General features: G+C 27.8%; 24 protein-coding genes. 13 read left to right on the top strand and 11 right to left on the bottom strand.

Annotated elements, in window-relative coordinates; all coding sequences use genetic code 11:
- Positions 1-400 precede the first annotated feature (400 nt).
- On the top strand, positions 401-598 hold the full coding sequence (locus tag HA145_RS01925) for a hypothetical protein (RefSeq protein WP_209127617.1): 198 nt from the start codon (positions 401-403) through the stop codon (positions 596-598).
- 17 nt (positions 599-615) lie between these two features.
- Positions 616-1476 carry a CPBP family intramembrane glutamic endopeptidase gene (locus HA145_RS01920; protein WP_209127616.1) on the top strand — a complete coding sequence of 287 codons (861 nt, stop codon included), beginning with the start codon at positions 616-618 and terminating at the stop codon, positions 1474-1476.
- 255 nt (positions 1477-1731) lie between these two features.
- On the opposite strand, the gene HA145_RS01915 is transcribed toward HA145_RS01920, so the two are convergent.
- Together HA145_RS01915 and arfB are read right to left on the bottom strand one after the other, a co-directional pair.
- Positions 1732-1980 carry a DUF1651 domain-containing protein gene (locus HA145_RS01915; RefSeq protein ID WP_209127615.1) on the bottom strand — a complete coding sequence of 83 codons (249 nt, stop codon included), beginning with the start codon at positions 1978-1980 and terminating at the stop codon, positions 1732-1734.
- A gap of 72 nt (positions 1981-2052) precedes the next feature.
- Complete coding sequence (gene arfB, locus HA145_RS01910) at positions 2053-2481, bottom strand: alternative ribosome rescue aminoacyl-tRNA hydrolase ArfB (RefSeq protein ID WP_209127614.1); 429 nt, start codon at positions 2479-2481, stop codon at positions 2053-2055.
- Between the two features lie 89 nt (positions 2482-2570).
- On the opposite strand from arfB, the gene HA145_RS01905 reads away from it, so the two are divergent.
- Both HA145_RS01905 and HA145_RS01900 read left to right on the top strand, forming a co-directional pair.
- The gene (locus HA145_RS01905; protein WP_245151759.1) at positions 2571-2921 is read left to right on the top strand and encodes a hypothetical protein; all 351 of its coding nucleotides are present in this window, start codon (positions 2571-2573) and stop codon (positions 2919-2921) included.
- A 228-nt stretch (positions 2922-3149) separates the two neighbouring features.
- Positions 3150-3452, top strand: a complete 303-nt coding sequence (locus tag HA145_RS01900) for a hypothetical protein (protein ID WP_209127613.1) — start codon at positions 3150-3152, stop codon at positions 3450-3452.
- Positions 3453-3584: 132 nt separating this feature from the next.
- On the opposite strand, the gene HA145_RS01895 is transcribed toward HA145_RS01900, so the two are convergent.
- The 3 genes from HA145_RS01895 to HA145_RS01885 all read right to left on the bottom strand — a co-directional run bounded on the left by HA145_RS01895 (position 3585) and on the right by HA145_RS01885 (position 4914).
- Positions 3585-3857, bottom strand: a complete 273-nt coding sequence (locus HA145_RS01895) for a small RNA NsiR4-regulated ssr1528 family protein (RefSeq protein ID WP_002808213.1) — start codon at positions 3855-3857, stop codon at positions 3585-3587.
- Positions 3858-3923: 66 nt separating this feature from the next.
- The gene (locus HA145_RS01890; protein ID WP_209127612.1) at positions 3924-4373 is read right to left on the bottom strand and encodes a peroxiredoxin; all 450 of its coding nucleotides are present in this window, start codon (positions 4371-4373) and stop codon (positions 3924-3926) included.
- Between the two features lie 301 nt (positions 4374-4674).
- Positions 4675-4914, bottom strand: coding sequence for a non-structural protein (NS2)-like protein (locus HA145_RS01885; RefSeq protein ID WP_209127611.1), 240 nt, complete (start codon positions 4912-4914; stop codon positions 4675-4677).
- A gap of 402 nt (positions 4915-5316) precedes the next feature.
- Here HA145_RS01885 and HA145_RS01880 point away from each other — a divergent pair, with 402 nt between their 5' ends.
- Together HA145_RS01880 and HA145_RS01875 are read left to right on the top strand one after the other, a co-directional pair.
- Positions 5317-5607, top strand: coding sequence for a TatA/E family twin arginine-targeting protein translocase (locus tag HA145_RS01880; RefSeq protein ID WP_209127610.1), 291 nt, complete (start codon positions 5317-5319; stop codon positions 5605-5607).
- Between the two features lie 4 nt (positions 5608-5611).
- On the top strand, positions 5612-6004 hold the full coding sequence (locus HA145_RS01875) for a hypothetical protein (RefSeq protein WP_209127609.1): 393 nt from the start codon (positions 5612-5614) through the stop codon (positions 6002-6004).
- Between the two features lie 6 nt (positions 6005-6010).
- Here the strand turns inward: HA145_RS01875 and HA145_RS01870 are convergent, their stop codons facing one another.
- The gene (locus HA145_RS01870) at positions 6011-6328 is read right to left on the bottom strand and encodes a hypothetical protein (RefSeq protein WP_209127608.1); all 318 of its coding nucleotides are present in this window, start codon (positions 6326-6328) and stop codon (positions 6011-6013) included.
- 92 nt (positions 6329-6420) lie between these two features.
- Here HA145_RS01870 and HA145_RS01865 point away from each other — a divergent pair, with 92 nt between their 5' ends.
- Complete coding sequence (locus tag HA145_RS01865) at positions 6421-6636, top strand: Nif11-like leader peptide family natural product precursor (RefSeq protein WP_209127607.1); 216 nt, start codon at positions 6421-6423, stop codon at positions 6634-6636.
- A gap of 1 nt (position 6637) precedes the next feature.
- Here the strand turns inward: HA145_RS01865 and HA145_RS01860 are convergent, their stop codons facing one another.
- Positions 6638-7123, bottom strand: a complete 486-nt coding sequence (locus HA145_RS01860; RefSeq protein WP_209127606.1) for a hypothetical protein — start codon at positions 7121-7123, stop codon at positions 6638-6640.
- Between the two features lie 322 nt (positions 7124-7445).
- Here HA145_RS01860 and HA145_RS01855 point away from each other — a divergent pair, with 322 nt between their 5' ends.
- Together HA145_RS01855 and HA145_RS01850 are read left to right on the top strand one after the other, a co-directional pair.
- Positions 7446-8975, top strand: a complete 1530-nt coding sequence (locus tag HA145_RS01855) for a phytoene desaturase family protein (RefSeq protein WP_209127605.1) — start codon at positions 7446-7448, stop codon at positions 8973-8975.
- A 117-nt stretch (positions 8976-9092) separates the two neighbouring features.
- The gene (locus HA145_RS01850) at positions 9093-9296 is read left to right on the top strand and encodes a hypothetical protein (RefSeq protein WP_025931386.1); all 204 of its coding nucleotides are present in this window, start codon (positions 9093-9095) and stop codon (positions 9294-9296) included.
- 12 nt (positions 9297-9308) lie between these two features.
- Here HA145_RS01850 and HA145_RS01845 read toward each other — a convergent pair whose 3' ends face one another.
- Together HA145_RS01845 and HA145_RS01840 are read right to left on the bottom strand one after the other, a co-directional pair.
- Positions 9309-9599, bottom strand: a complete 291-nt coding sequence (locus HA145_RS01845) for a TIGR03894 family protein (protein ID WP_209127604.1) — start codon at positions 9597-9599, stop codon at positions 9309-9311.
- Positions 9600-9689: 90 nt separating this feature from the next.
- Entirely contained in the window at positions 9690-9896 is a 207-nt protein-coding gene (locus tag HA145_RS01840; RefSeq protein ID WP_209127603.1) for a hypothetical protein, read from the bottom strand.
- Between the two features lie 301 nt (positions 9897-10197).
- Between HA145_RS01840 and HA145_RS01835 the strand changes: the two genes are divergently transcribed.
- A complete protein-coding gene (locus tag HA145_RS01835; protein WP_209127602.1) occupies positions 10198-10506 on the top strand; it encodes a hypothetical protein in 309 nt (102 codons plus the stop codon).
- A 274-nt stretch (positions 10507-10780) separates the two neighbouring features.
- Here the strand turns inward: HA145_RS01835 and HA145_RS01830 are convergent, their stop codons facing one another.
- Positions 10781-10921: a hypothetical protein gene (locus tag HA145_RS01830; protein WP_209127601.1), complete on the bottom strand. Its 141-nt coding sequence runs from the start codon at positions 10919-10921 to the stop codon at positions 10781-10783.
- A 155-nt stretch (positions 10922-11076) separates the two neighbouring features.
- On the opposite strand from HA145_RS01830, the gene HA145_RS01825 reads away from it, so the two are divergent.
- Positions 11077-11586, top strand: coding sequence for an alternative oxidase (locus tag HA145_RS01825; protein WP_209127600.1), 510 nt, complete (start codon positions 11077-11079; stop codon positions 11584-11586).
- Here the strand turns inward: HA145_RS01825 and HA145_RS01820 are convergent.
- Positions 11583-12017 carry an NADH-quinone oxidoreductase gene (locus HA145_RS01820; RefSeq protein ID WP_209127599.1) on the bottom strand — a complete coding sequence of 145 codons (435 nt, stop codon included), beginning with the start codon at positions 12015-12017 and terminating at the stop codon, positions 11583-11585. The two genes, HA145_RS01825 and HA145_RS01820, sit on opposite strands and share 4 nt — an antisense overlap.
- A 367-nt stretch (positions 12018-12384) precedes the next feature.
- Between HA145_RS01820 and HA145_RS01815 the strand changes: the two genes are divergently transcribed.
- Together HA145_RS01815 and HA145_RS01810 are read left to right on the top strand one after the other, a co-directional pair.
- Complete coding sequence (locus tag HA145_RS01815) at positions 12385-12522, top strand: hypothetical protein (RefSeq protein ID WP_209127598.1); 138 nt, start codon at positions 12385-12387, stop codon at positions 12520-12522.
- A 462-nt stretch (positions 12523-12984) separates the two neighbouring features.
- On the top strand, positions 12985-13233 hold the full coding sequence (locus HA145_RS01810) for a DUF3104 domain-containing protein (protein WP_209127597.1): 249 nt from the start codon (positions 12985-12987) through the stop codon (positions 13231-13233).
- The last annotated feature ends 19 nt before the right edge of the window (positions 13234-13252 follow it).

The raw sequence follows: 13252 nt of genomic DNA, 5'->3' as shown, positions 1-13252 counted from the left end.
TCTCCTACATATATGGGTTCCATCGTAATTGTTATAATAATTTCAATTATTTATTATTTACAAAAGAATTTAATAAATAGATTATTAATATGAATTATGGATTTCATCAAAAAGAACAAGATCTTAACACTAATGGCGGTAATTGCAGTTTTATCATTTGCATTAGAAAAAGTAGGCATAATACACCCTTAAATTAATTTAGTTTATTTGTTAAATACTTCCTAATGAAATAAGTAAACCGATACTATTACTGCAAAAATAAGCAATGGAGATAATAATGTAAAAATTAAAGTTGAAAGATTAATCAGCATAAATTTTAAATAAATACACAAATTTAATAAACATCACTTTTAAGCATTTGCAATAAGTAAAATTTAAATTATTACGATATAAAAAAAATTTGAATAAAGAAAGATATAAAGAAGAATATGAAGAGGGCTCAGACTTACTATGGCCTAGTGATAAAGAAGATAAAATAACTCGGCAATTTTATAAAGATTTATCTAATCTTTCAAAAAACATAAATTATAGTAAAAAGAAAAACCTAAAACTTTTTGAACAAGTAGTTAGAATAATAAAAGGCAAAGGTTGGGGTTAATTAATATTCAAATTAAAATGAAAAATTTAATGATATTAATTAAAAGCTTTTTTCTTTTAAGACCAAGATTTTTATCCACTATATTTTTTATTCCAATTTTATATGGCATTGGCTGGGCTTTATCTCAGCCACTTTTATTGTTTAATTTTGAAGAAGAAAATTTATCCTTAATTGGAACTATTATTACTTTCTTACTGTTTATCTTTTTACTCCCATATTGGTTTTATATCAAAAGAAACAAATCAAGTGCTTGGGTACTTCTTGGTATAACTAAAGACAAATTCTTAAAAAACATTTTCAATTTTTCTAAAGGGATTTTATTTGCTTTAGTTTTAATAATTCTAATTCTGGTACCACTATTGCAAAAAAATTATATTTCATGGATAGGTGAATTCTCGCCTAGCATATTGTTAAATTCTATTTTACTTGGATTTGGTGTTGGATTCGCAGAAGAAATAATTTTTAGAGGCTGGTTACTAGAAGAATTAAAATTTGAATATGGTACAAAAATATCAATAGCTTTACAAGCCATTGTTTTTAGCTTTGTTCATAATTTATCAAATGAGATTTTGGGGGACATAATTGGATTACGTTTAGGATTTATTTTATTTGGGATATTTCTTTCATTAGTAAAAATTAGAGATAAAGGTTCTTTATGGAATTGCATAGGAATTCATGGAGGACTTGTGGGTATTTGGTTCTTAATGAACCATGGATTAATAGAATTTAAAGAAAATACACCTTCTTTTTTAGCAGGGCCTTTTTCACAAAACATTCCTAACCCAATAGGAAGCTTTATTGCAATTTTAATATTACTTTTTCTATGTATTTTTTATGCAATAAAAACAAAAAATATTTTTTCTAGAACTTGTAATTAGGTATAAATAATGGTTGATTTTTGATTAATAATTGTCAAATTAGAATAAAGCTTAATACTCACATGAACTTTGAGGCAGGAGTAAGATTTATTTTATTTTTATTAATTTTTGGATTTACAAACTATCTAATGATGTTGAAAAGATATGAAAACGAAATCAAAAAAAGGAAATTTTTACAACATGAAAAAATTTCCAGGCTATATCCTAGAGGCTCATTTATTTTCTGAAATTAAAAAAGTTTATTGTAGAATTTCATTACCATTTTTTATTAGTTTTTTGCCAACCTTCATTTAACAATTTTTGCCATAATAATCTTGCTTCTTCGATAACAATTTTTTTTCTAGTTTTCATTAATGGAGGATTTTCTCCATGAATTCCCATAATAATTCCTTCTTCAATAAACATATAATCAATAGATTTATCAGAATGATCTTTATCTTTGTAGAAACGAATCACCCCTACAAAATTAGAGTCAATTAACCAGAAATCATTAGTTGAATTCAATAAACCAAAATAAAATTAAATTTATCACATGCTTTGTTTGTAATCTCTCAGGAAAATATTTATTTAGTTTATTCATATTTGATATGTTTTTTCTTTTTGTCTACTTTTTTTTAATTCGCCACGTTTTTTCTTAATCTCAACTCTTTTCTTTTTTGATGCTTTTGTAGGTTGTGTAGACTTTCTTAATTTAAATGGTTTATTTAGGGCATTTTTTATAATTGAACATAATTTCATTAAAGCTAGCTGCCTATTTAATAATTGATTTCTGTGTTCTTGAACCGCTAAACATAAGCTATTATTCACTAATTTATTTTTCAAGTTTCTCTTAAGAATTTCTTTCTGATACTCATTTAATACCTTTGAATCTTCTAAATTAAAAATAATCTCTACTCTGCTTTCAATTTTATTGACATTTTGACCTCCAGGACCGGAAGATCTGGAAAATCGCCACTTAATTTCGTTAGATGGGATTTTTAATGTTTTAGTAATTTTTAAATCCATTTTAAGTTCTTCTTGATCTATATTTTAGAATTATCTTTCTAATACTTTAAAACATACCTTTAAATTTGATCGGTAAATACTGGGCGGTTATGTTAGGTAAACCGAAATTCGGTGTATTTACCGTATCAATTTCTTCGGTATTTATCCTTTCATATTTGAAAGAATTATCAGATATTGAATTTGTACTTATTCAAAGGTCACTTATGTATTCAATGTTTGATCTTCTTTTTGAAACACCTTCATATCGCCCAGTATATGTTATTTCCGATAGTGAAATGAAGGAGTTAAAGAAAAACCAACATCAAGAAGAGCTTGATGAAATTACAACACAAAAAGTAAGACTTGAAGATGCTTTTAAAGCTCAACTAAAACATCTTGAAGAGAGAGAAAAAGAAGTTAAGAAAGAACTTAAAGTACTCTCAGCCTCAAAAAATAAATAATTTATTTTTAGAGAAATTACTTTTTCAAAGACGGTTGTTAACCGTCTTTTTTAATTCTTCTAGTTTTAAGGTATCCATTAAATCCACAGATTTTAAAAATATTTCCCATAATTAAGGTATGGATAACAATAAAGAAAAAATAAGAATGTTCCTACCTTTTAGTTGGGTAATTTGTGCAGCAATATCTTTTGCTTATATAAATTCACATTTAATAAACACCTAACATAAATGTCTTATCCCTCAAGAGACGAAATTCTTGCATCTTCAAAAGGGTGGGTAGCATCTTTTTTAAATTTTCTTCCTGGTTTGGGATCGGGTTACTTATACCAAAGAAGATGGAAACCCTATTTTTTTACCATCATTGCTACTACTGCATGGTTCGCTTTAGGTTTTTTTAAGGGAGATTCAGAACCTTCTCAAGTTGAGCAAATAATTGGAATTTCTGGTCTTTTTTTTATATCAATAGTTACAGTTATAGAAGCCAATTTGGCTTTCAAAAAAGTAAGTAATAAAACAAAAGCTGAAAAATAGAAAATAATTTCCTCTAACAAAAAAGGATGGTTTAAATAGTTCAAAAAATTAGATCTAAAATTATTTAATTAGTTCTAGGTTTCTTAGTTTAAGTAAAGAATTATCATAAATAATTTTTAAGGAAAAATTTTTTTAATTATAAAAAAATAAAATTTCCTTTTCTTTGAGACCTTCCCATCCAGAGTCTATTAATAATTGATTCAATGTTTCTTTATCAAAATGCTTAGAACCCGTTTTGACGCATCTATTTCTCATGGATTTTTTAACACCACTCCTTTGTCTTTTATTCTCCTCATCCATAATTCTGTTATATAGATCTAGCATTTTTTGAGGGATTGGAGTACCGTCAAGATCAACTCCATTTTGAATAGCAAGATCAACAGCCTGCATTCCCATTTTCTTCATATTAAAAAAAAATCTTAAACTATAATAAAACAAAACTTATTAATCTAAAATTCTTTGAATAATAATTTATTTATTTTGAATTTCCTTAAGTACTCTAATAGCCTCTTTAATGTGTTCAGGACCATTCAATAAATCTCTAAAGATATGCCTAACTGTACCTTTTCGATCGATAACATAAGTAACTCTACCATCCATAAAACCTAATACTTTAGGGACTTTAAAAGTTTTCCTAAGAGAATCATTCGTATCGCAAAGTAGTGGATATTGTAATTTATTTTTATTGGCAAATGCCAAATGACTTGAAGTACTTCCATTGCTTACCCCCCAAACTTGCGCACCTAATACTTTAAATAAGTCATATTTATCTCTAAATCCGCAAACTTCTATAGTGCAACCTGGCGTATCATCTTTTGGATAAAAAAACAAAACGAGGGGATTTTTTAATCCCTTATTTGATCTTTTCACTCCATTTTGATCCAGTAAAGAAAATTCTGGAATTTTATCTCCAATCTGCACAATAATTGTTATAAAGTTCCATATTAGAGGTTAATATGTTTTTATTGTGGCCTTCAAAGTAAATAACTAGTATTAAAGTCAGTTTTTTTGTTTTAAAAGATACTAAAAAATTATATAGCTTAACTAAGCTAAGATTATTTATTCAATATTTTGGAATTAATAATTTATATTTTTTTATTTCTTATTCTTTTTCTAGGAGTTATTTTTAATTTAAAAATAACTAATTTTAAAAAAGTTAAAGAAATACGAAACAAAGCTATAGATTATTCAAAAAAGAATAATTAAATATGTATTTCTAAGATTAAAATTCAATTTTTTCATTTGGAGTAAATACTGAGCAATATTTTCTTAATAAGTCTTTTGGCTGATTGTCAGAAGATTTCGTTAATTTTAATTTTAGTTTTTCTATAGCCTCATTAGCATCAATCTCATCCAGTCTATATCTTGCGCAAGTATCCAATACTTTAAACATTTTTGTGGTAACAGCTTGAGCTGGATAAATTAGAAAACTTAGGTAAAAAACAACTAATAAGTACTTCATTTTTTTTCAGAAATTAAGCGATTAGTTTAAATAATTTAGAAACAAAAATAATTTAGAAAAAGATTAAAATTTAAAAGAATATCGAATTTAATTTTTATCTAGAATATCTCACAAAATAATAATAAAAGAAATTAAGATAGAATAGGTGATAATAAAAAAATAATCTCCGTGAAAATGAGAAGATTAATAGATAAACACAAAAATCTTATAAATTGGTATCAAAAAAAATTCAAATTGAGTGATTACCAATTACTTTGGTTAGTTTTCATTAAAGGGGTATTAATAACAATGATATTTTTAAAATTTTTTTAATATTAATAAAGCTATTCCAAGAATGAAATTTTCACATGATTTGACTATATTTAATAATAGATTTCCTAATTAGTTAAATAGTTATCAGCTATGAATATTTTTGGTGTAGGTTTACCTGAAGTTACTGTAATACTTATCTTAGCTCTTTTAATTTTTGGTCCCAAAAAGCTTCCAGAATTAGGAAAACAGCTTGGAAAAACTTTGAAAAGTCTTAAAAAAGCATCGAATGAATTTCAAAATGAAATCGATCAAGTTATGAACGAAGAAGATAAAGATGAATCTCCTAAATCTATAAAAAACAATCAAACCAATGAAATTAATCAAGAAAAAATAGATTCAGAAAACAAGAATTTTTTAAATAAAGAAAATAGCAACAACTAATATCTTGGATAGGCCCATAACCCCCATAGACGAATTTGAAAGAGCATTAGATAAAGCAGCTCTTACTAAAGAAGAATATGAATTGATAGATTACATCCGCTATACAAGTGTTTTTACGCAGCCTAGTCTTATTAAAGATTTAAAAAGGCCATCAAAGCCTCCTATTTTGTCAGTTCTATGTCAAATTTGCAGGAAAATTGGTTCGGAGATGCCAGATCATTTCAAAAAAGTAATTGAGTGGTCAATCGAAATAAGTGATCACGATACAAAATGGGATGCTCATTTAATTTGTGCAGAAGCCTTGAATATAGACAAAATCCCATTAAGTCCTATTCATGGAACAACTTTATTTGATGTTCTTGTTGTACACAAAGAATTATTTCTTGGCTTTGATTGAATTAAATTAATCATCTAAAGACACAGAATCAGTATCTATAACTTCCGAATCATCATACTTATTTATTTTATTTTCAATCCAGCTATTTATATAACTAACTAAAGGCAATGAACCTCTAAAAATAAAAATAGAGGTAGGCAAAGCGCTTAATAAACCGACTACAGGACTTTTAAAAATGAATCTTCCAGCTTTTATGTTAAATAAAATAATAAGCGCTGAGGGAACTATAACTTTAACTACTGTTTTGAGCGCCTCAAGCCAACCAACACGGTAAGTCCACCATACCAATATTACGACAACTATATAGAGGAATAAGTAAGTCATAAAAATAGTATAATAATTATCTATTTATCTTGTTCTTCATAAGAAAAAGATTTTATAAATTTTTTTTAGCATAAATCAATCAAATTCTAGTAATGAGTTTTTCTGAAATAAGAAAATTTTTAATTAAGATGCAATCTGATGAAGACTTAAAAAAGCAGGTCACCACATCCTCTACAGCGGATGATGTAGCCATAATAGGTCAACGCTTAGGTTATGACTTTTCAGGAGATGATCTCTTAAGATTTAATGGACAAAAAGTTGATAAAGTTACTGTAAGAAAGGTAGATCATCCAGGAGAATATCACTAAATTAAGCCTTAACCCATATTGCAAGCCCTCCCCCCCTTCCTCGAGCACATAACCAATTATCTTTCGTGCTAATTCCTACAAGTGAGAAAAAAGGCATTTTTTTATCTTCTATTTTTTTTAATCCCTTACTATATATTGTGAAACTACCAATACTAATTTTCAATTCTTCAAAATAAAAAGCCAATAAAGGTCTAAACCCTTTTAATTCTGCGCTGCCTATAAAAGTAATATTTAATAATCCGAAATTAATTGAATTTTTTATTTCATAATTTATTTGATCCTCTTTATTTTTACTTTTTAATTCGAGTCTTGCCGACAATACTTGGAGAATCGAACTGGGTATATTTTTGATTTCATCTGACTGCTTTCCCCATACATACTTAAACTTCCATATTCCTAACAAATCCTCATATACAATTCCGCTACCATTTTTTTGAGAATTTTTTTCTAATAGTTTTATCTCATTAATATCAGGAAAGTTTTGCATAATAGATTTTAATCTAAGAATCAAATACTAAGATGACTTCATAAAAAATGTACCTAGTTAAAAAATCTCTTCAAAAAGATTTCTTTGTTTCAATATATTTCTAAAAAAATAATTTTTTGGCACACATAAGGAACAAGATCACGTTATTATGTTTACATTAAGTTACTAAATTAATGGATTTTATTTCTAAAAGCCAAGGTTACATACCTCTTAAAGCAGTCCCTTACATATTTTTCTTAGCTGTTGTACTAAGTATCACAACTTCAACTAATACTTTTGTCTAAACAAATTTATTTTACAAGAAGAGTAGAGTAAATATTTGATGGAAAAGTTTGATGTTGTAATAGTCGGTAGTGGAATAGGGGGATTATGTTGCGGTTCGATTCTAGCTTTATCAGGCAAAAAAGTACTTATATGCGAAGCACATACCCAACCTGGAGGTGCCGCTCACAGTTTCAAAAGAAAAGGTTACACTTTCGAATCAGGTCCTTCATTGTGGAGTGGAATAGGTAAATGGCCGACCACTAACCCCTTAGGGCAAATTCTTAAATTACTTGATGAAGAAGTTGAACTATTTCAATACAAAGGTTGGCAAGTAATTGTCCCAGAAGGCAATTTTAATCTTGATGTTGGGGAAGAACCTTTTAAACAAACAATTAAAACTTTAAGAGGTGAGAAATCTGTTAAAGAATGGGAATCATTTATTTCCGGAATAAAGCCTCTTAGCCAAATAATAAATGAAATACCTTTACTCTCATTTTCTCCCGAATCAATAAATTTTTTAGATCTAATAAATTTAACCTCAAAATTTTTACCTAATATCAAGCAAATCCCAAAAATTAATAAGGGCTTTGGGAATTTAGTAAATAATCATCTAGAGGATCCTTTTCTCAGAAATTGGGTTGATTTATTAAGCTTTTTGATAAGTGGTATGTCAATGCATGATACAAATACTGCTGCGATGGCTACTTTATTTAACGAATGGTTTGAACCAAATTCATACCTTGAATACCCTAAAGGGGGTAGTGAATCTATCGTAAAAGCCTTAATTAATGGATTTAAAAAAAATGGAGGAGAATTAATTCTCTCTTCTAGAGTAAAGACAATTAACTTCAATAAAAATTTAGCGACAGGTATCACTCTTAATAATGGTTCTAGTTATCGTTGTGAATCTGTTGTCACAAATACTGATGTTTGGAATTTAAAAAAGTTAATTCCAAATGAAATTTCAAAAAAATGGAATACAAAAGTTTTGAACCCTAATAAATGTGATTCTTTCCTTCATATACATCTAGGTTTTGATGCTGATGGTCTTGAAGATTTGCCAATACATGCGATACATGTTGATGAGTGGGAAAAAGGTATAACCGCAGAAAGAAATATAGCTGTATTTTCAATCCCATCTGTTTTAGATAAAAATATGGCCCCTAAGGGGAAACATGTTCTTCATGGATATACTCCCGCAAATGAACCTTGGGAAATTTGGGAAAACCTAAATCCAAAGGAATTAGAATATAGAAATTTGAAAGAAGAAAGATGTTCAATATTCCTTAATGCAGTGCGAAAATTCATCCCTGACATAGATGAAAGGATTGATTTAAAAATGCTAGGAACCCCAATTACTCATAAAAAATTCACCAATACCTATTGCGGTAGTTACGGCCCTGCATTATCTGCAGCAAAAGGTCTTTTCCCAGGCTGCAAAACTCCAGTGAAAAATTTATTTACTTGCGGTGCAAGTACATTTCCAGGTATTGGAATTCCTGCGGTTTCAGCAAGTGGTGCTTACGCAGCTGAAAAAATTATCGGTAAAAAAGAATTTAAAACTCTTCTTAAAAAAATAAATTTATGAATCAAGTTCTTTTTAATATCACTACAAATACTTAGTTAAGAAATAAGAATAAAGAAAGCAAAAACGTTCAATAATGATAATCTTTATCTGAACATAAACTTAACTTATAGCTTTAATATGTTTTTCTTATCAATTCCTCAAGCATGGCATTTAGTTGGCACTTGGTCAGAACAACTTCCAAGCGAGTCAAATCTTATAGGAATGGGCCAAACAGAATTAATGATGACTTTACATTCAATATTTGTTCCTCTCTTACTTGTAATTTCATATTACCTATTCAATAGACTTAATAAAAACGAATCAAAGAAAATTAAAGGATGATCTTTTAAAGGTTTATTTAGCTGAACTTCTTCTAACAACTTTTCTGCCTGTAGAAGTATCAACTCCGCTAGAATCATTAGTTTGTGAATTGGTTTCAACATTATCAACATCACTCTTATCCATTTCTGCGCAAACACCTACAACCATGGCAGCTTGCATTTGATCTGGCAAATCTCCAATTGTTAATAAGGCCTTTAAAACTAATTGAAGTCGAGTTTGCCGATCTATTTCAGGTCTTAGTTTTTTTACGGTATTCCAAAGTTCTTGGGTAACTTCTTTTAAAAGTTCTCGATCTACAGCCAAATTAAATCCTTCTTGTATTTCTACTAATCTAACAAAAAATTGTATCTCTTAAAATAATATTCAATAAAAAAATTGTTAGTTAATATTTTTCTATCCGAATACAAGTTGCATTTGTTGATGCAATTCATTCTTTTCTTGCAAAAGTTCATCTTTTTCAATCTTTTTTAGAGTAAAAGTTCTATAAAATTTTTTTTGAATCTTTATTGGAGTATTTTCAAACTTTGCATTTTTGCTTATTAGAGAATTCCACTCTTTTGAATTAAAAGGGGCATAAGGAGAAGATGAAATCACTTTCATATCTTAACAATACATATGTACTAATATTAGTACAATTTTACTATAACGCAACAATTGCGTCCACTTATCTGAATTCCCAAAGTATCCTTATGAATGGATTGATTTTTTTTATCTAATTTGTAGGAATTATAAGTTTGATAAATAAATAAAAGTATCATGAGTAACTTATTGATCCCCTTTTTTAGTGTCTTAAGACTTTTCTTGCTTAAAAGCCTTTTAAAGTAGTGAATTTGTTGAAATTAACATTGACAAGATATATTTGGTAATCCTTCCTATAAAAAGAATAATGAATTGATTAAAAATGCTTCTAAGTAATGCAAAAAGACTCAAGATTCAAGGAATAATTAAAAGAATTGCTCAAGATAAATCAATTACGTTAGAAGAAAGGATATATGTTGAGAAATTTGCACACCATAATTCGACAATTTCTCTTTGGTTGAAAAAAGCTAACAGCTTTAGAAGGAATGGCACAAAAAATGATGGGGGGATTGATAACCTCTTACAATCATTTGGGATAGATGGACTCGATAAAGAAAATCATTTCAACCCAAATGAAGATGATATATCCGATTGGTTTGGAGGTGCTCCTGGTTGGCTAAGGAGAAGCTAAATTCATTAATTATTCAACTTACCCAGGCTATCTTACACAAATATATACTTATAAAAGACATTAATACCCAAAAAACCCATGGTATAAATTTAATTGGAACTAAATATTTTTTTGAAAAGGTTTTCATATATATTTTTCTTTTAGATTATTTCTTCTTTACCGTTTTTGAAAATAGGTTTAATTGCTCTATTTAAGAATTAAACAATATTCGAAACCTCAAAGAGGTTAAATCACTTTAAGTAGATAAAAGTTAATCAGCCTTAATAATCAATATCTAAGCAACTTTGTTTTTAATTTTCATTGTAAAATTTTTTATTTTTGCCTCATCATGCTCTGAATCATCCCAATATTTTATAAGTCTTTCCAATTCATCAATCCTCTTTTTAGCATTTGCAATTTTTTCAGTAATTGTCATATAAAATTTTTATCTATCCAATTAATGCATGAAAAAAAAATATTTCAATGGAAGATACATTTTTAGGACTATGAATATTAATTTTTGGTTAATTACCTAAAAACATTATAGACTTCGAGTAATTGAGTAATTATACTTAAAGAAAACAAAAATTTATGAAGAAATTAAATTCTTTTATTTTGAATATTACTGTCAAATTCTTAGATTTCATATACTCTGGTAGATCTTTACAAAGATTTTGGGTTTTAGAAGTCATAGCTAGATCACCTTATTTCGCATTTCTTTCAGTTCTTCATTTCAAAGAATCCCTAGGAATTAAAAATGAAAAAACAATGATTTTAATGAAAGAACATTTTTATCAAGCTATTAACGAAACTGAGCATCTTAAAGAAATGGAGAAAAGAGGAGGAGATAAGTTCTGGATTGATAGATTTTTTGCGAGACACCTTGTGCTCGTTTATTACTGGATCATGGTTTTTTATTATTTCTTCTCTCCAGCTAATGCTTATGATGTCAACATAAAAATTGAAGAACATGCATTTGAAACTTATTCCAAATATTTAAAAGACAATCCAAATGATGAAAAAATAAAAGAAATTGCGCAAGATGAATTAAATCATGTCCAAGAACTCAACCAAGCTTTGTCAATACTTACTACCGTTTAAATTAGTGCTGAAAAATCTAATAGTAATATTGAGATCATAACTGAAGAAGATATTAGTCCTAGGCCAATCATCAATGAGACATAACCTTTTTTTCTAGGTAATTTATAAAAAGATAACCCAATTATTAATATCATTACTAATGAGAAAAAAATTATAATTTTTTCATTTAATAAATTAAGATGTAGAACTAAATTTGTTTCTTCAAACAATTTAAGAAATTCAGATAAAGCTAATTCTTCTTCTATTTTCTTAAAATAGTCAAATGAGCTTATAAAAGCAGAACTTAATAAAGATAATGCAATAAGTGCAGTAACTGGTTTTGTTAACCTGTTAAGTGTTCTGTTAAAACTTGCCAATAAAATAAAAATAAATAAAGCCGTTAGTAGAGGTATTAAAGGTATAAGAATTGCTGTACTTATGAAATTCCCCACGAAAATAATATATATCTAACTCTAAATTTTATATTATTTTGATGCGTTATTTTATTAAGTAAGATTTTTTAAAATCTTATATGTAATTAGTACCTATTGCATTCTGTGTAAATTGATACCAAAATTAAATTAGAATTGATACATAAAATGTTAGCCATTTCGGAAATTATTATTGCAAGTGCTATCTTCCTAGGAATTGTATATTGGGAAGTTAAATTTTTGTACGCCAAAACAACAGTAGCGAAATAACTTTTTTTCTAAAAAAACAAAAATTAAAAATTAGAAAATTTAAATAAAATTTAAGAATTTAATTTGACAAAAAAAGCTCTAAATATGAGAGAATAAACACAAATATTTCAGCCCTCTAATGAGCGAAGTCCAAAACCCTAATACTAACTCAACTCAACAGCAGCAACAGCAACAGCAGCAATCCTATTCTGAAAGCAAAATTAATTCCGCTGAGAGCGAAAGACTTTATTTTGAAATGAAAGAGGCTTGGCTTTAAATTTAATTCGTGCTTGAAATAATATTTCTATAAATTTGTAAAAAATTTCTTTTATTTTGAAGTAATCAATACTTTTTTATTTTCTATACCCTTTAAATTTTGTTTAATCACAAAATCAATATGTTTAGAAAACTAAAGCAGTTAGAGAAAATTAACGGAAGACTCGCAATGGGTGGATTGATATATTTAGTTTTTACAAAATTAGTTTCCAACCGTGCCGACATATTAGACCAGCTTAAATCTTATTTGATTTAAGAAATGAATTGGAAATATTATCCAGGAATATTTCTTTCTATATAAGCATCAGTTAAAGCTAAAATTAACCCCAATAATGTTGAAAATATAGCAATTTCAGTTGATTCCATTTTATTTTTGAATTACCTCTAGTTTGCGAAATAATTCAAAGTTCGGCAACAAAACTAATAACTTACTATAGTACATATATACTATTAACTATTTATTGTGAGCTCGGCAACTCCTGAGTTTCTTTTCGTTAAGCCTGGTGATTATGTCGCAATTAAAAAAGAAAATTGCGAAGATCCTAAGGAAAAGAATAAAAATCATTGGGTCGGTCAAGTTATCGACTGTATTGGAGGAGCTAGAAATCCAAATTCATGGACCTTGTTTCAAGTTGCCAATATTGATAATGGAGAGATCACTATAATCAACGCCGATATTGTAGAAAAAATTTTAAAACCTTCTGCAAGTTAAGCTTATGGATAATCAAAAA

It is taken from the genome of Prochlorococcus marinus XMU1411, from assembly GCF_017696075.1.
Taxonomy (GTDB): Bacteria; Cyanobacteriota; Cyanobacteriia; order PCC-6307; family Cyanobiaceae; genus Prochlorococcus_A; species Prochlorococcus_A marinus_V.
Note: the sequence above shows the minus strand (reverse complement) of the source record. Positions and strands in the feature narration are given on the sequence as shown.